Here is a 19,378-nt window from a genome sequence, read left to right as displayed (position 1 = left end):
TCAGGCGATGGTGGAATGTCCGCTGCGGCGCCGCGGAGGCGCGGCTCAGCCGATGCTGAGGCGTTCGGCTTCCATGGCGGCGGTCGCGCGCGCCACCATCTCGCTGCCGCTGAGGCCGGGCGGGATCGTCGGCAGATAGGAGACGATAATGGTGCCGGCGCGCTTGGGTCCGCCGGAAATGCCCCAGAAATTGCCGGAATTGATCACGACCGGCAGCACCGGCACGTTGAGCTTGGAATAGATCATCTCGACGCCGCGCTTGAAATCGATCGGCTCGTCCGGCGCCTTGCGCGTGCCCTCGGGAAAGACCAGCACGGGGCGGCCCTCGGCGAGCGCGGTCTTGGCGCCATCGATCATCCGGCGCAGCGCCTGGGTGCCGAGCTCCCGGTCGATGGTGATCATCGGCTGGTTGCGCAGGTACCAGCCGAACACCGGCACCCTCAACAGTTCGATCTTGGCGACGACGGCGACCTCGGGGAACAGTACGTTGGCCGCGAGCGTCTCCCAGGTCGACTGGTGATTGCTGAGCACGATGCAGGGATCGGCGGGAAGGTTTTCCCGGCCGCGCTCGACATAGTCGAGGCCAACCACATGTTTCAGCAGAAACAGCGCGCCGCGCACCCAGGCCCGCGACACCGCCCGCACCAGGCGCGGCGAGCGGATAAGCATGAGGACCGGAATGAAGGTGCCGAACAGGGCCGTCCAGAGGGCGAAAAGAATGTCGAACGTCTTCGAGCGAATGGTGAGCATCTGTCCCGACCGAGCTTCGACCCGCCGGATCGGCAGAGTGCCACACGTGAAGCGCCACCCATAGGCAGGCAGACACGCTATGTCACTGGCGATTTCGGCATGGGCAAGGCGGATGGGCGAGATTCGGGGGATGGGAAGGGTTGGCACCTTCGAAGCCCCGTACCGGACCAGCGATTCCGCCTCGGCCCCGACGGAAGAACTCATGTGCGGCATTGCCGCCCCATCCGTCATGGCCGGCCTTGTGCCGGCCATCCACGAATTGCCTTGGTCGCGAAAGTCGTGGATGGCCGTGACAAGCACGGCCAGGACGAGGTGGAAAGCGGTGTGCCGGCAATGTGCCGCCGGCGGTTCCGTGAAGAGAGAGGCCTGGGTCGCGCACCCTCCATGTGGAGGTGCCCGCCTCGGAGTTCTGTCTACTGCCCCGCGTCGATGGTGATCTCGGCGAGCGCTTGGGCTTCCAGCCCGTGCTTCTTCAGGAGCGTCGCATAGGTGCCGTTGGCGATGAGCCGCGTCAGCGCCGCCGCGACCGCGTCGCGCAGGGCCGGATTGCCGCGCGGAAAGGCGAGGCCCGAGAGGTTGCGGCCGATCGGCGCACCGACCGCCACGAAGGCGCCCGGGTTCTGCTGGCGCAGATAGGTGACATATTCGGCGCCGAGCAGGGCGGCGTTGGCGCGGCCCTGCTGCAGGTCGGCGCGGCTGGCGGCGGCGCCAGCGGTGCCGATGACCTGCATGGGCGGCCGGCCGGCGGCGACGCAATTGGCCTCGCTCCAGGCCTGCGCCGTCGGGAAATAATTGGTGGTGCGCGGGGTGGCGATCGACTTGCCGCACATGTCGAGCGGATTGGCGATGCCGCCCGCCTGCTGGCTGGTGGTGAAGATCTGCGGGCCGGTCGAGATGTAGTCGACGAAGCTCAGTCTCTCGCGCCGCGCCGGCAGGTCGGTCATCGAGCTGCCGCTGAAATCGACGCGCCCGGCGGTGATGCCGGTGATCAGCTGCTCGAAGGTCATTTCCTCCCACTGGATGGCGACGTTGAGCTCCTTGGCGATGGCCGTCACCAGATCGACGTTCAGGCCGCGGCGCTCATTGGTCGCCGGGTCCTTGTAGGCCATGGGCGGATAGGTCGCCTCGATGCCGACCCGAATGGTGCCGGCGCTGCGGATGGCATCGGGCAGCGGAATCGGCGCCTGGGCCTGCGCCATGACGGGCGCGACATGGCCGAGAAGCAAGGCGGCGCCGGCAAGGGCGAGGCGCGACAGAATGCTGGTCATCAAAGGTCCCCACGGGCCTGGCCGGACCGTCCGGGCCAGGCAGCCGCCGGGAATGCTAGTCGAGGCCCGCCGCCGCGGCCAGTCTCCGGCCTGCGTCAATTTCAACCAGCCGGCACATGGCTCGCCACCGGTGCGAGTGCGCCGAGATAGGCCCGCACCGCGCCGTCGCGAACGATGTCGCCGTAGCTGGCGAACCCGCTGACCCCGCCGCCCGCCACGAACAGGAAGCGGTCGCAGATCTCCTCCAGGATCTCCAGCTGGAACGGCGCTGTCGGATGCAGGCAGAGGAACACCAGCCGCCCCTCCCGCTTCAGCCGGCGGAAGAAATCCAGCATGAAGCCGATATAGCCGTCCTGGGTGTTGAACTGCGGTTCGTCGAACAGATGGACGAGCGGATAGGGGCTATGGGCCCGCTGCATCAGGAAGCCGGGCCTGGTCCGGGCGAACCGCCGCACCTGATAGGATTGGTGATAGTGAATGGCGAGCCGGTCGCGCTCGCCATGGCGCACCTCATGAATGTCGCGGCCGGCGATCCGGACATGGCCGGCGGTCGGCGTGTTGGACCCCGCGATCATCTCGAACAGCGTGGTCTTGCCGGCGCCGTTCGGTCCCATCACGCCGATGATTTCGGGTTCGTCGAACGACATGTCGGCGCCCAGCCGGAATGCCGGTGTCCTGGCGATGAAGCCGCGGTGGTAGACCTTCTCGACGCCGTCGAGGGCGAGCAGCGGCGCGGCGCTCATTGCACGCCTCCGATCAGCGACAGCTTCAGCCGGGCGTCGGCCTTGAGCGCGGCCGCCTCTCCGCTCCAGGCCACCTGGCCGCGCCGCAGCACCACCACCCGGTCGGCGACCGACAGCGCCACGTCGGCATTCTGCTCGACCACGATCGCCGCGATGCCTTCGGCCTTGAGGCGGCCGATCACGGCCATCACGTCGTCGACGATCTTGGGCGCGAGCCCCTGGCTCGGCTCGTCGAACAGCACCAGTCCCGGACTGCCGAGCAAGGCGCGGGCGATCGCCACCATTTGCATCTCGCCGCCGGACAGGGTCTCGGCCTCGCGGCCCATCAGGTGTTTGAGCGGCGAAAAAATCTCGGTCACCTCGCCGAGCGTCCAGGGCCGGAACGCCGTGCGCTTCTGGCCGAGCGCCAGGTTCTTTTCGACGGTCAGGGTCGGGCAGAGCCGGCGGTCGTCCGGGACCCAGCCGATGCCCTGGCGGGCGATCTCATGGGTCGGGCTGGCGATGACGCTCCGGCCGCGAAACCGGATCTCGCCGCGCCGCGGCCGGGTCAGCCCGAGGATCGAGCGCAGCAGCGTCGTCTTGCCGGCACCATTGGCACCGAGCAAGGCCAGGACCTCGCCGTCGCGCAGGTTCAGCGACACGCCGAACAGCGCCTGGGTCTCGCCGTGAAAGGTGTCGATCGCCTGGACGTCGAGCATCAGTTGAGCTTTCCGAGAGCGGAGGACTTGACCCAAGGGTTGGCCATCAGGTCCGCCGGCGCGCCGCGCGCGATGACCTGGCCCCAATGAACCACCGAAATCTCGTCGGCCAGCGAGAACAGGAAATCCATGTCGTGCTCGATGATCACGATGGTGACCGAGCCTTTCAGCGAGCGGATCAGGTCGGCGAGCCGCGCCCGGCCGTCGCTGCCGAGACCAGCGGTCGGCTCGTCGAGGAACAGGAGCTTCGGCCGCGAGGCGAGTGCCACCGCGATTTCGAGCGCACGCCGGGCGCCATAGGGCAGCGCCTTCGCCGGATCGTCGGCGCGGCGCGCCAGGCCGACACGCTCCAGCACCGCCATGGCCTCGGCGACGACGGCCGGGTCGCCATAGGCCTGGCCGAGCGGATCATGGACGCGGCCGCGGCTGGCCGGCAGCGCGATCGCGACATTCTCGAACACGGTGAACTCGTCGAACAGGTTCATCAGCTGGAACGACCTGGCGATACCGAGCCGGGCGATGCGGTGCGGTTTCAGGCCGGTAATGTCCCGGCCGTCGAACAGCACCTGGCCGCGATCCGGCTTGTAGCGGCCGGTCAGCACGTTGAAGCAGGTGGTCTTGCCGGCGCCGTTGGGGCCCATGATGCCGGAAAGCGTGCCGGCCTCGAAGGCGAGCGAGATATTCTCCAGCACCACCCGGTCGCCGAAACGCAGATGCAGGTCCCTGGCTTCGAACAAGGCCATGGCTCAGGCCTCCCTGGCATCGGGTGCGGCCACCGGCGCCGGCGGCGGCTTGCGGCGCCAGCTGTCGAACAGGCCGGCGAGACCTTCGGGGCGGAACAGCACGAGGACGATGAACAGGAGGCCGAACCACAGCATCCAGCTGACCGTCAGCGCACCGATCAGGTCGCGCGCCAGGAAGAACACGACGGCGCCGATCACCGGACCCCAGAACGACACGAGTCCGCCGCCGACCAGGGTCATCATCACAATGTAGCCGGAATAGTGCAGGCTCATCACATCGGGAAAGGCCGAGCGCTGGGCCATGGCGAACAGCCCGCCGGCGAGGCCCGAGAGCGCAGCCGACAGCACGATGACCGCGAATTTGCAGGCCCAGACGTCATAGCCGATGAAGCGGGCGCGCTCCTCGTTCTGCTTGATCGCCTTCACCGCCCGGCCGAACGGCGAATGGACCAGCCGCCACAGCCCGAGCGAGACCAGTATGAAGACGGCCAGCACGCCGTAATAGAGCGCGACATTGGTCTCGAGCGGGATCGAAGCGAAACCGAGATCGACCGGCAGCCGGGCGATCTTCAGCAGGCCGTCCTCGCCGCCGGTGATCGCGTGGGCCTTCATCGCGACGAACCAGAACACCTGGCCGAAGGCGATCGTCATCAGCGAGAAATAGATGCCGCGCCGGTGCGAGATGAACAGGGCGACCAGGGCGCCGGCGAGCGCCGTCGCCAGCACGGCGGCGATCAGGCAGACCCAGAGGTTCGGCGCGACGGCGAATTGCGCGAGCCCGAAGCCATAGGCGCCGATGCCGAAAAAGGCGCCGTGGCCGAAGGAGGGCAGGCCGGCATGGCCGAGCACCAGGTTATAGGCGAGTGCATAGGTGGCGAAGATCAGGATCTCGATGCCGAGATACTGGTAGAGGCCGATGCGCTCGATCCAGAACGGCAATGTGGCGAAGATCGCCCATGCGACGAGCATGGCGGGCGTCAGCGTCGGAACGGTCCGGCGGGCGTCCATCTCAGGCCTCCAGCACGCTCTTCTTGCCGAACAGTCCGCGGGCGCGGAAGGTCACGACGAGAATGAGCAAGAGATACATCGAGAGCAGCGACCATTCGGAGGCATAGGCGCCGGCGAGGCCGACCACCATGCCGACCATGAGGCCGGCGATGACCGCGCCCCAGAAGCTGCCGACACCGCCGAGCACGATGATCAGGAAGGCCGGCACCACGGCGTCGACGCCCATATGCGGGCGGATGCCCCAGATCGGCGCGAGGATGACGCCGGCCAGCGCCGCCAGCATGGTGCCGAACACGAAGACGCCGGTGCGCAGCTTCTTCAAGTCGATGCCGAGCGCCTGGACGATCTCGCTGTCATGGGCGCCGGCCTTGACCATGGCGCCGAAGCGGGTGCGCTCGACCACCACCCAGACGATCGCGATGGCGGCGACGGCGAAGGCCGCCGCCCAGAAGCGGTAACGCGACCAGATCAGGTCGAGAAACAGGAAGCCGCCGGAAATGTCGCGCGGCACCGGCAGGACATAGTCGCGGGTGCCCCAGACGGCGCGGATCAGGTCCTCCAGCACCATGGCGATGCCGAAGGTGAGCAGGAGGCCGTAGAGCGGGTCGCGGCCATAGGTGCGCCGCATCATCCGCTCGATGATCAGGCCGAACGGCGCGACCAGGATCGGCGCGACCAGCAAGGCCGCGCCGTAACGCCAGCCGAGCGGGACGCCAGCCCAGGCCTTCAGCAGGTCCGGCGGCAAGGGCAGCCGCGGCGTCGCGATGGCGAAGGCGAAATAGGCGCCGAGCGCGAACAGCGAGCCATGGGCGAGATTGATCTGCTCCATCAGGCCGAGGATCAGCATGAAGCCGAGCGCGATCAGGGCGAACAGGAGGCCGAGCGTCAGGCCGTTGACCAGATGGGGCAGGAGATCCAGGAGACTGAAGGCCATGTCCGACCAATCGCTTGCGGAGGGGGCGGGGCGGCGGCTCGGCCGCCCCGTCGATGGCGTCCGGACAGGTCACATCTCGTAGGTCGGCACCTTGTCGAAAGGCGTCAGGCTGCATTTGCCAGGCGCCGCGTCGTCCATGGCGTTTGCCGGCTCGGTCTGGCTCAGGATCTCGAACAGGTCGGTCGGATCGGCGGGCCTGGCATTGCGGCGCGCCAGATAGATCGTCTGCTGCACCTGATGGGTCACCGGGTCGATCACCGCATCGAAATGCTGCATGCGGTCGGCTGCCGGCATCTTCAGGCCTTCCAGCTGTTTGATCACGGCGATGTTGTTGGTCGAGCCGGCCCGCTCGATGGCCCGCAGCAATTCGCGGGTCGCCGTATAGCCGTTATAGGAGACATTGCCCGGCACCGGGATCGGCGATTGCGGGTAGGCCGCCTGCCAGCGCTTCACGAAATCGGCGACCCCCGGCAATGGCAGCTTGTGATACCAGGTCGTGCCGAACACCCCGAACAGGCTTTCCGGCGCGCCCCAGATGTCGGGCCAGTCCTGCTGGTTGTTGATCCAGGCGGTGCGCTCCTCCAGCTTCAGGTCGGTGACCTGCTGGCGCAGCGCCTTGATGTCGTCGCCACCGATGGCGGTGGCCACCACGTCCGGCCGGGTCTGCTGGATCTTCAGGAGATAGGAGGTGAAGTCGCGGGTGTTCTGCGGCACCAGCAGATTGTCGATGATCTGGCCGCCAGCGGCTTCGACAAGAGCCTTGGTCGCGGCGGAGGTGGTGTGGCCCCAGACATAGTCATTGGTGAGCAGTAGCCAGCGCTTGCCGACCTTGTCGACGGCGTTGCGCACGGCGGCCTTGGAGAAATTGGTGCCGTTGCCGTCCCAGACGAATTTGATCCGCGAGCAGTTCTCGCCCGCTTCGCTCGGCGCCGAGGAATTGGTGTTGATATAGACCGTGCCATATTTGGCGGCGACCTGGGTGATCGCATTGGCGACGCCGGAATGGACGGCGCCGATCAGGAAGCCGCATTGCTCCTGGGCGATGAAGCGCTCGGCGACCCGGGTGGCGGTCGCCGGATTGGTCTCGGTATCGGTGGTGATCCATTCGATCCTGCGCCCAGCGATGCCGCCCCGGGCGTTGAACTCGTCGATGGCGAGCCGCATGCCGAGCAGGTCGTCCTGGCCGCTATTGCCATATTGGCCGCTGGCGTCGCAGGTTAGCCCCAGCTTGATCGGCTTCTTGGCGCCCTGGGCCCAGACCCGGTTGGTCTTCCACGGACCGAAAAAGCCACCCGTGCCGGCGAGCGCCGCCGCCATCAGACTGCCATGCACGACGCTGCGCCGAGACATGCGCGGCAAGATGCGCCCCTGGGTCATCGTTTCCTCCTGGTTTCATTTTTCTGTTGGATCTGATTTTTTCCCGATCCTTGATGATAGAATGAACATTCCATTTGTGCCTGTAAAGTGGAATATATGATCCATGGCGCCGACGCGGACTGCGTCGACGCGAGGCACGGCCAAGGAGGCGGCATGAACGAGGTCTGGCCGACCGGGGCGACCTATGACGAATTGCGCAGCGCGATCGCCCAGCGCCATGGCGACCTGTCGGGCCGCCTGCAGCAGATCGCCGAATTCGTCCTCGACCATCCCACCGATGTGGCGCTCGGCACGGTCGCCGAGGTGGCGGGGCGGGCGGGCGTGCAGCCCTCGGCCATCGTCCGTTTCGCCCGCGCGCTCGGCTTCGGCGGCTTCACCGAGATGCAGCAGGTGTTCCGCTCGCGGCTCGTCGCCGGCGTCGCGCCGAGCTACAAGGCGCGGCTCGCCCGCATGAAGCGCGAGGAAAAGTCGACGCTCGGCCGCAAGCCCGCGGCGGTGCTCGGCCGCTTCGTCACGGAGGCTCATTCGGCGCTCGATACGCTCAGCCAGTCGGTGCACGAACGCGATCTCGATGCCGCCATCGCCATCCTGCAGCCGGCCCGCGACATCTACCTGCTCGGTCTCGGCGGCTCCTATCCGGTCGCCGCCCATCTCGCCTATGTGCTGCGCAAGCTCGGCCGCCGCGTCGTCATGCTCGACGGCATCGGCGGCAGCATCGGCGAGCAGTCGCACGCGGCAGGCCCCGAAGATGCCCTGGTCGCCATCAGCTTCCGCAATTACTACCCCGACACCGCCCGGCTGTTTCCGCAAATCGTCGCCCAGGGCGTGCCGGCGATCGCCATCACCGACAGCCTGCTCGGCCCGATCGTCAAGGACGCCCGCGTGGTGTTCGAGATCCAGGACATGCCCGAGGCGGCGCTGCGCACGCTGGTCGCGCCGATGTGCCTGGTGCAGGCTCTCGCCATCGGCCTCGACCTGGCCGCGGATTGAGATGGGACATCAGGGAGAACGACGATGACAGCGCAGCAGGCGACGCGGCCGCTCGGCGGCAAGGTTGCCCTGGTGACGGGGGCCGGCCGCGGGCTTGGCCGGGCCTTTGCCGAGAAGCTCGCCGCCATGGGCGCTGATGTCGCGATCCATGGCATGCGCGAGAACGGTCCGGCCGAATATGGCGAGGGCACCACGCTCACCGCCGTCGCCGAGGAGGTCGGCCGTGCCCATGGCGTGCGCACCATGCGCGTGCTCGGCGATCTCACCCGCAGTGACGAGATCGCGCGGGTGGTGGCGGCGGCGACCGAGGCGCTCGGGCCGATCGACATCCTGGTTCACAATGCCGGCGGCGATATCGCGGCCAAGGGCGGCAAGCCGGATCCGAACGATGCGGTCGGCATCGCCGAGGAGGACGTGCGCGCCGTGCTCGACCGCAATCTCCTGAGCACCATCCTGACCTGCCAGGAGGTGGCGCGCGGCATGATGGCGCGGCGCAGCGGCCGCATCGTCACGCTCGGCTCGATCGCCGCCTTCAAGGGCCGCTCCAACGGCGCGATCTATGCGGTGGCCAAGGCCGGCGTGACCCACTACACGCGCTGCCTCGCCGACCAGCTGCGCGCCTATGACATCGCGGTCAATTGCATCGCGCCCGGCGACACCCGCACCGGGCGCTTTCTGGGCACCCGCGCGGTCGATCCGGCGCGCCTGGCCGAGGACGGCACGCTCGACCGCATCGCCACCGTCGACGAGGTGGCGCGTGTCGTCGAGATGTTCGCCGGCCCGCTCGGCGCCTTCGTGTCGGGCCAGGTGCTCAGGGTCGACGGCGGCGGCCAGTGCTGGCCGGGCTGACCGGTCACGACCGCCGCGACGCGGGAGGCTAGGGCCGCGGCACGCCGGGGACCGGGGTTGCCCGGTCATCCGCCGCGGCGAGGCCCGCCGGCGGCGGCTCCTTGTAGAGCAGGAAACCGACAATGCCGACCGCGGCGGCGAAGAAGACGTAATAGACCGGCGCCAGCTTGTTGCCGGTGGTGCTGACCAGCCAGGTGTTGATGAACGGGGCAAGGCCGCCGAACAGCATGACCGCCAGGTTGTAGACCAGCGACACGCCGGTCGAGCGCAGCCGGACCGGGAAGATCTCGGTCATCGCCGCCGGCGCCGGGCCGGCCAGCACGCCGAGCAGCAAGGCGCAGGCCTGGACGTAATAGAGGTTCTGGATGGTCGGATCGGCGACCAGCCGCGACAGCATCAGGTAGAACATGATGCAATAGCCGATGACCGCCGGCAGCAGCACGTTGCGCCGGCCGATCTTGTCCGACAGCGCGCCCGAAAGGACCACCACCACGGCATTCAGCGCGCTGAACACGATCAGGCCGAACTGGGCATCGGCGAGATTGAGCTTCAGCTCGGTCACCGCATAGGTGGTGATGTAGACGCCGGCGACATAGTTGATCGCGGTGCCGGCGGCGATGATGCAGAACGCCGTCACCAGCTCGCGCGGATATTGCTTGATGACGTCGCGCAGCGGCGAATTCTCGACCGTCGTGCGCGACGCCATCAGCGCCTTGAACTCCGGCGTCTCGTCGATGGCACGGCGCAGGTAGAAGCCGATCGGGCCGATCAGCACGCCGAGAATGAAGGGCACGCGCCAGCCCCAGCTGTCGAAGGCTTCCGGCGAGAGGCGCGAGGAGAGCACATAGGCAAAGCTCGCGCCCATGGCGAAGGCGAGCATCTGCGACACCATTTGCCAGGAGCCGTAGAAACCGCGGCGGCCGGGCGGCGCGAATTCGATCAGCATGGCGCTGGCGCTGCCGAACTCGCCGCCGGCCGAGAAGCCCTGGATCAGGCGGGCGATGAGCACGCAGATCGGCGCGGCGATGCCGATCGCGGCATAGGTCGGCAGCACGCCGATCATGCCGGTGCCGACCGCCATCATCATGATCATCACGATCAGCGCGCGCTTGCGGCCGAACTTGTCGGCATAGATGCCGAAGACCAGTCCGCCGATCGGCCGGGCCGCGAAGGCGATGCCGAATGTGGCGAAGGTCAGCAGCAGCGAGTTCGAGGGATCGTTCGACGGGAAGAAGTGCTTGGCGATGACGCCGGCGAACAGGCCGAACACGGTGAAGTCGAACCATTCGAGGGCATTGCCGATGGTCGAGGAAATGACCACCCGGCGACGCATCGCATCGCTCACTGGCTGAGGGCTCGAAGCGTTCATGGCGTTCTCCGCAGGGCGCATATCATGCCTAGTCTGCGGCAAAGATCGACGCTGTCACCAAACTGTCAACGCCGGGGCGGTGTTGGAGCTCCTGTTTCGACGATTTTGGCCGGACATGTCTGCAATGCGGTGGAAAACTCCGGGTCCGGCGCGCAAAGCCGCAGCCCGCTCACTCGCTGGCCAGCACCATGTTGCGAACGATCGGATAGACCTGACCGTCCCATTTGCGGCCGCTGAACACGCCGTAATGGCCGACGCCGGCCTGCATGTGATGACGTTTGCGGAACGGCTTGAGGCCGGTGCAGAGGTCGTGGGCGGCGACCGTCTGGCCGAGTGCGCAGATGTCGTCGCGCTCGCCCTCGACGGTCAGCAGCGCGGTCCTGGTGATCGCGCCGGGATCGACCCGGCGGCCGCGATAGGTCAGCTCGCCCTTGGCCAGCAGCGCGCGCTGGAACACCTTGTCGATCGTCTCGAGGTAGAATTCGGCGGTCAGGTCGAGCACCGCGAAATATTCGTCGTAAAAGCTCCTGATCGCCTCGGCCTTGTCGGTCTCGCCGGCGGCGATATGGCCGTGCAGGTCGAGATGGGCCTTCACATGGCGCTGCTGGTTCATGGTCATGAAGGCGATGAGCTGCAGGAAGCCCGGATAGACCCGGCGGCCGGCGCCGGCATTGGGCAGCGGCACGGTCGAGATCAGGGTGTTCTCGAACCATTCATAGGGGTGCTGGAAGGCGAGTTCGTTGACCTTGGTCGGGTTGATCCGGACGTCGACCGGGCCGGCCATCAGGGTCATGCTGCGCGGCTGGGCGGGGTCGCCGGCCTCGGCCATGACGGCGGCCGCGGCCAGCGCCTGGACGCAGGGCTGGCAGACCGCGACCACATGGGCGCCGGGCCCGAGCACCTGCAGGAATTCGATCAGGTGCGCGACATAGTCGTCGAAGCCGAAAGCGCCCTCGGTCCAGGGGATGTCGCGAGCGTTGTGCCAGTCGGTAATATAGACGTCGTGGTCGGCGAGCAGGGTCCTGACCGTATTGCGCAGGAGGGTCGCGAAATGTCCCGACAGCGGCGCCACCACCAGCACCCGCGGCTGGGTCACCGGCGTGTCCTTCTTGAAATGCAGCAAGGTGCCGAAGGCGGTGCTGTGCGCCGCGACCTCGGTCACCGGCACCTCCCGGTTGCCGACGGTGACATGGTCGATGCCGAAGGGCGGCCGGTGATGGGTGAAGCCGGCGCGCGCGATCAGCTCCCAGCTCGCCAGGAGTTCCCGGCCCGGCCGCTGGTCCAGGCCGTTGAGCGCCGGCCCAAAGGCGGCGATCGCCCATCGGGCCATATCCCGCACCGGAGCAAAAAGCATGCTCTGGGCTTCGAAGGCTTGATAGATCATCGGCCGACCCGCTGCGCCATGACAGCCCCCTGGAGGGCCCGTCAAAAAAAGCTAGTGCACTTTTTGCTGCACTGCGAGACTATTCTTTCTGAAGCTTTGCTGCAGGACAGCAGCGACGGCCCCCGGGAGGCACGACGATGGCGAAGGCTGAGCTGACCATCTCCAGCAAGAACTACTCGTCCTGGTCGTTGCGCGGCTGGCTGTTGTGCCGGCTGGCGGGGCTCGATTTCGACGAAGTGGCGGTATCGATGGACGATCCCGGCATGCGCGCCGAGCTTTTGCTCCTGTCGCCGTCTTTCCTGGTGCCTTGCCTGACCGATCAGGGCATCAAGATCTGGGACACCTGGTCGATTGCCGAATATCTGGCCGAGACGATGCCGGAGGCCGGGCTGCTGCCGGCGACGCCGGCGGCGCGTGTTCATTGCCGATCGGTCTCGGGCGAGATGCATTCCGGCTTCCACAACCTGCGCTCGGCTTTGCCGATGAACCTCAAGGGCCACTACCCGGGCTTCAAGATCTGGGCCGGCGCCCAGCCCGACATCGACCGCATCGGCACGATCTGGCGCGATTGCCTGACCACCTATGGCGGGCCGTTCCTGTTCGGCACCAGGCCGACGGTGGCGGACGCCATGTATGCGCCGGTCTGTACCCGCTTCGTCACCTATGATGTCGCGCTCGACGCGGCCTCCCAGGGCTATTGCCGGACCATCATGAGCTGGGCGCCGATGGCGGAGTGGGTCGCGGCGGCCAAGCGCGAGCCGGACGAAATGGACGAACTCGACGTCGAATTCTGACGGCGGCGGCTCGCGGACCCGCGCTTCGGCAACGAAAAACCCCGCCGAGGGTGTCGGCGGGGCAGGACGTGCAGGCCGCCGGCCGCCGGCTCAGTCGCGGAGCGTCTGCTGGAACTGCTTGAAGGCGCTCGCCTTGGGTTCCGCCTTGAGCTGCTCCTCGAACTTGGCGAAGTCGGCGACCTCCCAATGTTCGGCGAGCTTGCCGGCGGCGACGCGATACATCTGGAAAGCCTTGATATCGACGCGGTTTCCGGTCGCCTTCATCGCACCGAAGTCGTGCAGATGCGTGCCGGTGACGCGGTTGATCACGGCGACCCGGTCGCCCTCGGCGATGATCTGCTCGATCGTCCAGGCGAAATCGGGAAAGCCCGCCTTCAAGCCCTCGAGATAGCTCCGGATCACCGCGATGCCGCCCGACTGGCCTTCGAGCCGGTCCCCATAGTCCTGGGCGAGGACCTCGCTGAGCCGATCCAGCTCGCCGGTATTGAAGATCTCGAAATAGCGGCGGACGATGGTCTTGTTCACTTCGATTTCCGACACGGCCGTTCTCCTGTCCCTGATGCCGCGCGATCGCGCGGCGGGCGTTTCAGTGGGGTGATGAGATCTTTGGGCTTGCGCGCCGGGCTTACGCCGGTGCCGGCAGCAGGACATGCTTGGCCGATCGGTCGCCATTGGCGACCGCCTCATAGGCCGCGACGGCCTGGGCCAAGGACCATGTCCGGATCGGCGAGGGGCGCAGATCGCCCTGCGCGAAGCCCGGCCTGAGCGCGTTCATGATCGCCGCGATCTCGACACCGGTCAGTTTCGCCGTGTCGACGCCGATCAGCCGCTGGCGGTTGTGATAGAAGTCGGCCAGATCGAAACTGACGCGCCGGCTGCCGACGCTGGTGATCGCCACCTGCCGGCCATCGAGGCCAAGCGATTTCAGGGACGGTTCGAACATCGGGCCACCGACCGCGTCGAGCACGAGGTCGGCGCCCTTGCCGTCCGTCAGGGCTTTGACCATGGCGGCCAGGTCCTTGTCGCGCGTGTCGATCAGGACATCGGCGTCTGAGACGCCCTCGGAAATATCGGCGCCGATGACCTTGGCGGCCTTCCAATGGGCAATCTGGGTCGCGGCCCGCCCGACGGCGCCCAGGGCGCCGGTGATCAGCACGGTCTCGCCGGCCTGCAGCCTGCCGGCCGCGATGAGCGCCGACCAGGCCGCGAGATAGGGCACGCCGACCGCGGCGGCTTGCGCCATGGACAGATGGGCCGGCTTCTCGGAAAGCCAGTCCGTGGGCACGACGACGTAGCGCGCGTGAGCCCCGTCGCGGCTGACGCCGAATCCAGCCCCGCTGCCCCAGACCTCCAGCCCCGGCCGGCCGTCGCCGGCGACCACCACGCCGGCATAGTCCCGGCCCGGCACCCGCGGCAAGGTTGCGCCGAACAGGCCGGCGACGTTCTTCACGTCGCTGGGATTGATGGCCGAGGCATGGACCTCGATGAGCGTCTCTCCCGGTTTCGGTTCGGGGACAGGCAGCTCCCGCAACGCCAGCGAGGATGGCGGCCCGTAACTTTCGAAACGCAGCGCATTCATCCGCCGCATGGCCATGCTCTTAGCTCCTGTTGCCGCCGAAGGCACCGTCACGAGAGTTCGAAACCGCCGATCGTCATGCCGCCGTCGACCACCAGCATTTGCCCGAAGACGTAGCTGGCCTGCGCCGAGCACAGCCAGACGGCGGCGGCCGCCACTTCGTCGGGCTGGCCGCCACGCTTGGCCGGGATCGCCGAGCGCGCCAGCCGGGCGAAGTCCGGGTTCTGGGCGCTGTTGGCCACCACCATCGGCGTTTCGGTCCAGCCCGGCGCCAAAGCGTTGACACGCACCCGATGCGCCGCGTTCTCCATCGCGGCGACGCGGGTCAGGCCGTGGATGCCGTGTTTCGAGGCCGCATAGGCGCACATCCCGCCGGGCCCGGTCAGGGCCGCGACCGATGCCGTGTTGCAGATCGCGCCGCCGCCGCTGCGCTTCATCAGCGGCAGCTGGTATTTCATGCCGAGAAACACGCTGCGCAGATTGACCCGCAGGACATGGTCGAAATCGGCCGACGGATAGTCCTCGAGCCGGTGGGTGCCGCCGGTGACGCCGGCATTGTTGAAGGCGGCGTCCAGCCGGCCCGTTTCGTCGCCGATGCGGGCCAGAAGCGCCGCGACGTCACCTTCGTCGGCGACATCGACATGGGCCGTACGGGCTCGCCCGCCGGCGCGCTCGATCAGGTCCCGGGTCTCCGCCAGGCCCTGGTCGTTGATATCGGCGCCATAGACCAGCGCGCCCCGGGCCGCGAAGATGCCTGCGGCCGCCTGGCCTATGCCGGAGCCGGCGCCGGTGACCAGCACGACCTTGCCGTCGAAATCGCCGGGCATGGCCTTATCCTTCCCTGTCAATCCGGAGTGGCGCCGTCCCGGATCCGTCTCCGGACGGCTGGCACCGCCGGCCGCGGCGCGGCCGGCAGCCTTCAGGTGGTTCGCGTCGCCGCGTCAGACGCCGGCGCCCGGGCGGCCATTGAGCAACTGCAGCTCCCAGGCCAGATTGGTGGCGCTGGCGCCGCCATGCTCGAGAATGATCTCGGCAAGCTTGCCGGCGGTCTCTTCCCGCGCCCAGTCGCGCTGCAGTTCGGCTCCGAAGACGCCCCAGGTCAGCGGCATGGCGCCGGCCTGGATCATCCGCTGGATGCCCATTTCATGGGCCTCCACGCTGGTTCCACCGGACGCATCGGTGACGAAATAGACCTCGTAGCCGTCGCCAAGCGCATGGATGACCGGGAAGGCGAGGCAGATTTCGGTCCACAGCGCCGCAATGACGATCTTCTTGCGCCCGGTATTGCGCACCCACTGGACGCAGCGTTCGTCTTCCCAGGTGTTGATCGTCGTCCGGTCGATCGGGACCTGCTCGGGAAACACATCCTGCAAGGGCTTGATCAGCAGTCCGCCGCGATCCTTGACCACGGTGCTGAGCAGCGTGGGGACACCGAAGGCCTTGGCCGTCTTGGCGAGCCCGACCACGTTGTTGATCATCAGGGCGACGTCGATGTTCTTGACGCCGCTGACCTGAAACGGCTGGTGGTCGACCAGGATGAGGACGCAATTGTCGGGCGTCAGCATAGCCTCGAGGCCGACTTTGACCGGCTTGGAAGTCGTCATGATGCAATCCTTTTTTTCGCTTGTCCGAAGCGCGGCGACGGTCCTGCATGACGCCGTGGCGGCGGCCCCGACGGGCCGCGCCAGGTCATGCTTTCGGTCGGCGGCGACGACGAAATTGGCCGCGATCCGGCGACCGGAACAGCCGGATACGCTCGACGATGACGTTCGACGGGATTGGCAAGTGCGTGGTCGGGGCTACCGCCCGGTCTGGCTGGCAAACCGCGCGACGAGCCAGGAGGCGGCCGGGCCGGGCGGCTCGTCGGTCCGGTAGATCGCCTCGAAGCGATAGGAGCCGCCGACGCAGTCGGGCAGGTCGAGGCGGACGAGGCGGCCGGCTTCGATATCCTCGCGCACCATCGGTTCCGGCATATTGCCCCAGCCGATGCCTTCCTTCAGCAGCATGTGCTTGGCACCGAGATCGACGAGCCGCCAGGTCCGGGTGCCGACCACGGCGAAGTCGAGATCCCGGGTCAGGGCGGAGCGATCGGCCAGCACGAGCTGGACGTGATCGCGGGCTGCGCCCGGGTCGTTCCGGCCATGGCGCGCCAAGGGATGGTCGGGATGGGCCACCGGCATCAGTTCGACGCTGCCGACGCCGATCCGCTCGATGCCGTCGATTCCGGCATCGCCCGGAAGCGGCCCGCTGACGCCGATGCCGGCCGTCCGGTCGAGCACCATCTGCGCGACCGCTCCCAGGGCTTCCGTATAGAGCCGCAGCGAAACCGTCGGGAATTGCTCGCGGAACGCCTTCAGCGCGTCGGTGACGCGTATCGCGGGCAGCATCACGTCGAGTGCCACCCGCACCTCGGCTTCGAGCCCCTGGTGCAGGCGTTTCACCTTGGCGCGCAGGCCGTCTATGCCGCTGGCGATGGTGCGTGCCTCCGACAGCACGGTGCGCCCGGCATCGGTCAATTGGGGCTTGCGCGTCGTGTCGCGATCAAACAGCGATACGCCGAGCTGCGCCTCCAGATTGGCGATCGAATAGCTGACCACCGAGGTCGCGCGCCGAAGCCTGCGCGCCGCGGCTGCGAAACTGCCCTCGTCGACCACGGTCAGAAACACCCGCACCTGGTCGAGCGTGGGCGTGCCGGGTTCAGACATATCGATTCCCTCGAACGTTTCGGATCATCATATGCGGGTTTCGATGACCCACCAGCGAGCCTAAATGCTCCTCACCCGCAACAAGGAAAGCCGGAGGCCTCGTCGTGACCCATGCAATCATCGGTTCGGGAGCGATCGGAAGCGCGATCGCCCGCCAGTTTTCCCGGAATGGCGTCAAGGCCGGCATCGCCAACAGCCGCGGTCCCCAGTCGCTCGCCGATCTGGTCGGCGAACTCGGGCCGAACATCGCCGCGATCTCGGTGGAGGCGGCCCTGCAGGCCGACATCATCATCCTGGCGGTGCCGTTCACGGCCATTCCCGGCATCGTTCGGACCGCCCCCGGCTGGAACGGCCGGATCGTCATCGATGCCAGTAACGCCATCGACTTCCCCGCCTTCACGCCGACCGATCTCGGTGGCCGCCCGTCCAGCGAGATCGTGGCCGAGGCGGTCCCCGGCGCGCGGCTGGTAAAGGCGTTCAACACCGTGCCGGCCGCCGTTCTGGCGACCGAGCCGCGACAGCATGGCGGACGCCGTGTCCTGTTTCTCTCGGGCAATCACGCGGAGGCCAATGCGCAGGTCGCGGGCCTGATCGAAACCCTCGGTTTCGCCCCGGTCGATCTCGGCGGGCTGTCGGAAGGCGGCCGGCTCCAGCAGTTCGGCGGGGCCCTGCCGGTGCTCGATCTGATCAGGATGGGCTGAGCGCGGGCCCGCGCGAGCCCCCGGCGGCTTCAGGAGAAGCCGGCGGCGTCGCGTGGCGCTCGCCGAAAACCAGTTTGATCGGGGACGGTGGCGCGTGAAGGCTTGAAACCCGTGTCCTGCTGGGCGAGGTTCGGTCGCGCTTCGGGGGCGCGTGGAGCGGCGATGATCCGGCATTGGCATTGGCTGGGAGTGGTGGCGGCCATCGGGCTGCTGCCGCCTCCGGTATCGGCGGAACCGGTTCTGCGCCGGGACGCCTGCGAAGTCCCGGTCTATGGCGACACGCCCGCCGCCGCGCCCGCCGCCTCCGATGACGGCGACGACGGGAGTTCCGCCGAAGAGCCGGACACGACGCTCTACGCGCCGCTGCCGGGCGGCGGCTGCCTCTCGGTGAACAGCTGGGCCAGCGCCATCGTGGTCGCCACCGACCGCCGGTTCGACGATTCGCGGCTGCGGGCGATAGCGCCGAGCTATGTGGGCTCGCTCAATGCCGGCGCGGAGACCACGGTCGCCACCGGCTGGAAGACCAACGGCCTGTTCGTCGGCACCACCCTCGTCTTCGTCGCCGGCGTTCGGCTGCCGTCGAGCGGCGGCTTCGTCAAGGAAGCCTCGCTGCGCGTCGACCGGCTGCTGGTGGGCTACGCCCAGTCGACCTTCAACTATTGGAACGTCGACGATTTCGCCAATGCGGTGTTCACGCCGCAGCGACGCACGGCGCTCATCGCCTTCGATCTCGTCAAGCCGTCGCCCTGGTCGGTGACGCTGGCCTTCGAGCAGGCCGCCATACGCCCGGCAGTCACCGTGCCCACGGTGCCCTTGCTCCCGGGGCTGACGCCGCTCGACGAGACGGTGTCGAGCGCCCCCGACATCGTGTTGCGCTCGCGCTACCAGACCGACAGCCTGGCCTTCCACGCGGCCTTCGCATTGCGGCCGACCGTGCCGGGCAGCGGCGCGCATCCACGATCCGGTTTCGCCGCGACCGCCGGGGCCAAGTGGGTGACCACGATCGCCAACGTCCAGCACACCTTTTCCGGCCAGCTGTCCTATGCCCGGGACATGCCGACCTATCTCGGCACGCCCGTCGATATCGGCACGCTCGCGTCCTTCCTGCAGCCGACCGACGCGACGCGGGGCTACAGCGCGGTGCTCTCGGTCAGGCAGGATTGGACGCCGAAACTCTACTCGGCCTTCTATGTCAGCCATATGAGCTTGACCTTTCCCACCATTGCCTCGCGCCACGGCCGCGCCAGCGTCAACCGGGCGGCGGCCAACATCACCTACAAGACCTCGGCGCAGTCGAGCCTGGCGCTCGAGCTCGGTTACGGCTCGGGCTCGATCGACCTGCCGGACCGGCAGACCCCGTTCTTCGATCTGGGCGGCCGCGCCACCAGCCTGACGCTGACGGCCTCGGCCTGGTTCTGACGCCGGCGGGCGCGCGGCGAATAGCGCCTGCCCGCCGTTGGGACTGCCGCGGCCCGTCTCTTGCTGGTAG

The 19,378-nt window shown here is 67.7% G+C and carries 20 protein-coding genes; 5 read left to right on the top strand and 15 right to left on the bottom strand.

Features of this window, described 5'->3' with window-relative positions; genetic code table 11:
- Positions 1–45 precede the first annotated feature (45 nt).
- The 8 genes from AC07WJ_RS32815 to AC07WJ_RS32780 form a co-directional block, all read right to left on the bottom strand.
- The gene (locus AC07WJ_RS32815; protein ID WP_494938929.1) at positions 46–750 is read right to left on the bottom strand and encodes a lysophospholipid acyltransferase family protein; all 705 of its coding nucleotides are present in this window, start codon (positions 748–750) and stop codon (positions 46–48) included.
- Between the two features lie 413 nt (positions 751–1,163).
- Positions 1,164–2,018: an ABC transporter substrate-binding protein gene (locus AC07WJ_RS32810; protein WP_494938928.1), complete on the bottom strand. Its 855-nt coding sequence runs from the start codon at positions 2,016–2,018 to the stop codon at positions 1,164–1,166.
- A gap of 101 nt (positions 2,019–2,119) precedes the next feature.
- On the bottom strand, positions 2,120–2,761 hold the full coding sequence (locus AC07WJ_RS32805; RefSeq protein ID WP_494938927.1) for an ATP-binding cassette domain-containing protein: 642 nt from the start codon (positions 2,759–2,761) through the stop codon (positions 2,120–2,122).
- Positions 2,758–3,459: an ABC transporter ATP-binding protein gene (locus AC07WJ_RS32800; protein ID WP_494938926.1), complete on the bottom strand. Its 702-nt coding sequence runs from the start codon at positions 3,457–3,459 to the stop codon at positions 2,758–2,760. The genes AC07WJ_RS32805 and AC07WJ_RS32800 overlap by 4 nt, the downstream gene beginning before the upstream one ends.
- Positions 3,459–4,202: an ABC transporter ATP-binding protein gene (locus AC07WJ_RS32795; RefSeq protein WP_494938925.1), complete on the bottom strand. Its 744-nt coding sequence runs from the start codon at positions 4,200–4,202 to the stop codon at positions 3,459–3,461. Before AC07WJ_RS32795 ends, AC07WJ_RS32800 begins: the two co-directional genes overlap by 1 nt.
- Positions 4,203–4,205: 3 nt before the next feature.
- Entirely contained in the window at positions 4,206–5,210 is a 1,005-nt protein-coding gene (locus AC07WJ_RS32790; protein ID WP_494938924.1) for a branched-chain amino acid ABC transporter permease, read from the bottom strand.
- Position 5,211: 1 nt separating this feature from the next.
- Positions 5,212–6,144, bottom strand: a complete 933-nt coding sequence (locus AC07WJ_RS32785) for a branched-chain amino acid ABC transporter permease (RefSeq protein ID WP_494938923.1) — start codon at positions 6,142–6,144, stop codon at positions 5,212–5,214.
- Positions 6,145–6,213: 69 nt separating this feature from the next.
- Complete coding sequence (locus tag AC07WJ_RS32780; RefSeq protein ID WP_494938922.1) at positions 6,214–7,521, bottom strand: ABC transporter substrate-binding protein; 1,308 nt, start codon at positions 7,519–7,521, stop codon at positions 6,214–6,216.
- 153 nt (positions 7,522–7,674) lie between these two features.
- Here AC07WJ_RS32780 and AC07WJ_RS32775 point away from each other — a divergent pair, with 153 nt between their 5' ends.
- Positions 7,675–8,511, top strand: a complete 837-nt coding sequence (locus tag AC07WJ_RS32775; RefSeq protein ID WP_494938921.1) for a MurR/RpiR family transcriptional regulator — start codon at positions 7,675–7,677, stop codon at positions 8,509–8,511.
- Positions 8,512–8,535: 24 nt separating this feature from the next.
- Entirely contained in the window at positions 8,536–9,360 is an 825-nt protein-coding gene (locus AC07WJ_RS32770; protein ID WP_494938920.1) for an SDR family NAD(P)-dependent oxidoreductase, read from the top strand.
- Between the two features lie 28 nt (positions 9,361–9,388).
- Here the strand turns inward: AC07WJ_RS32770 and AC07WJ_RS32765 are convergent, their stop codons facing one another.
- Both AC07WJ_RS32765 and AC07WJ_RS32760 read right to left on the bottom strand, forming a co-directional pair.
- On the bottom strand, positions 9,389–10,729 hold the full coding sequence (locus tag AC07WJ_RS32765; RefSeq protein ID WP_494938919.1) for an MFS transporter: 1,341 nt from the start codon (positions 10,727–10,729) through the stop codon (positions 9,389–9,391).
- Between the two features lie 169 nt (positions 10,730–10,898).
- On the bottom strand, positions 10,899–12,113 hold the full coding sequence (locus tag AC07WJ_RS32760) for a polyhydroxyalkanoate depolymerase (protein ID WP_494938918.1): 1,215 nt from the start codon (positions 12,111–12,113) through the stop codon (positions 10,899–10,901).
- Between the two features lie 137 nt (positions 12,114–12,250).
- On the opposite strand from AC07WJ_RS32760, the gene AC07WJ_RS32755 reads away from it, so the two are divergent.
- The gene (locus AC07WJ_RS32755) at positions 12,251–12,907 is read left to right on the top strand and encodes a glutathione S-transferase family protein (protein WP_494938917.1); all 657 of its coding nucleotides are present in this window, start codon (positions 12,251–12,253) and stop codon (positions 12,905–12,907) included.
- 90 nt (positions 12,908–12,997) lie between these two features.
- Here AC07WJ_RS32755 and AC07WJ_RS32750 read toward each other — a convergent pair whose 3' ends face one another.
- The 5 genes from AC07WJ_RS32750 to AC07WJ_RS32730 all read right to left on the bottom strand — a co-directional run bounded on the left by AC07WJ_RS32750 (position 12,998) and on the right by AC07WJ_RS32730 (position 17,188).
- Positions 12,998–13,447 carry an ester cyclase gene (locus AC07WJ_RS32750; RefSeq protein ID WP_494938916.1) on the bottom strand — a complete coding sequence of 150 codons (450 nt, stop codon included), beginning with the start codon at positions 13,445–13,447 and terminating at the stop codon, positions 12,998–13,000.
- An 85-nt stretch (positions 13,448–13,532) separates the two neighbouring features.
- Positions 13,533–14,501, bottom strand: coding sequence for a quinone oxidoreductase family protein (locus tag AC07WJ_RS32745; RefSeq protein ID WP_494938915.1), 969 nt, complete (start codon positions 14,499–14,501; stop codon positions 13,533–13,535).
- A 32-nt stretch (positions 14,502–14,533) separates the two neighbouring features.
- Complete coding sequence (locus AC07WJ_RS32740) at positions 14,534–15,310, bottom strand: SDR family NAD(P)-dependent oxidoreductase (protein ID WP_494938914.1); 777 nt, start codon at positions 15,308–15,310, stop codon at positions 14,534–14,536.
- A gap of 114 nt (positions 15,311–15,424) precedes the next feature.
- A complete protein-coding gene (locus tag AC07WJ_RS32735; protein ID WP_494938913.1) occupies positions 15,425–16,087 on the bottom strand; it encodes a hydrolase in 663 nt (220 codons plus the stop codon).
- A gap of 195 nt (positions 16,088–16,282) precedes the next feature.
- On the bottom strand, positions 16,283–17,188 hold the full coding sequence (locus AC07WJ_RS32730; RefSeq protein ID WP_494938912.1) for a LysR family transcriptional regulator: 906 nt from the start codon (positions 17,186–17,188) through the stop codon (positions 16,283–16,285).
- Between the two features lie 104 nt (positions 17,189–17,292).
- Between AC07WJ_RS32730 and AC07WJ_RS32725 the strand changes: the two genes are divergently transcribed.
- Together AC07WJ_RS32725 and AC07WJ_RS32720 are read left to right on the top strand one after the other, a co-directional pair.
- Entirely contained in the window at positions 17,293–17,889 is a 597-nt protein-coding gene (locus AC07WJ_RS32725; protein WP_494938911.1) for an NADPH-dependent F420 reductase, read from the top strand.
- Positions 17,890–18,051: 162 nt separating this feature from the next.
- Positions 18,052–19,308 carry a hypothetical protein gene (locus AC07WJ_RS32720; protein WP_494938910.1) on the top strand — a complete coding sequence of 419 codons (1,257 nt, stop codon included), beginning with the start codon at positions 18,052–18,054 and terminating at the stop codon, positions 19,306–19,308.
- The last annotated feature ends 70 nt before the right edge of the window (positions 19,309–19,378 follow it).

The organism is Phreatobacter sp. GW821-FHT04C01 (genome assembly GCF_059420385.1).
This window is presented reverse-complemented; position numbering and strand designations above follow the sequence as displayed.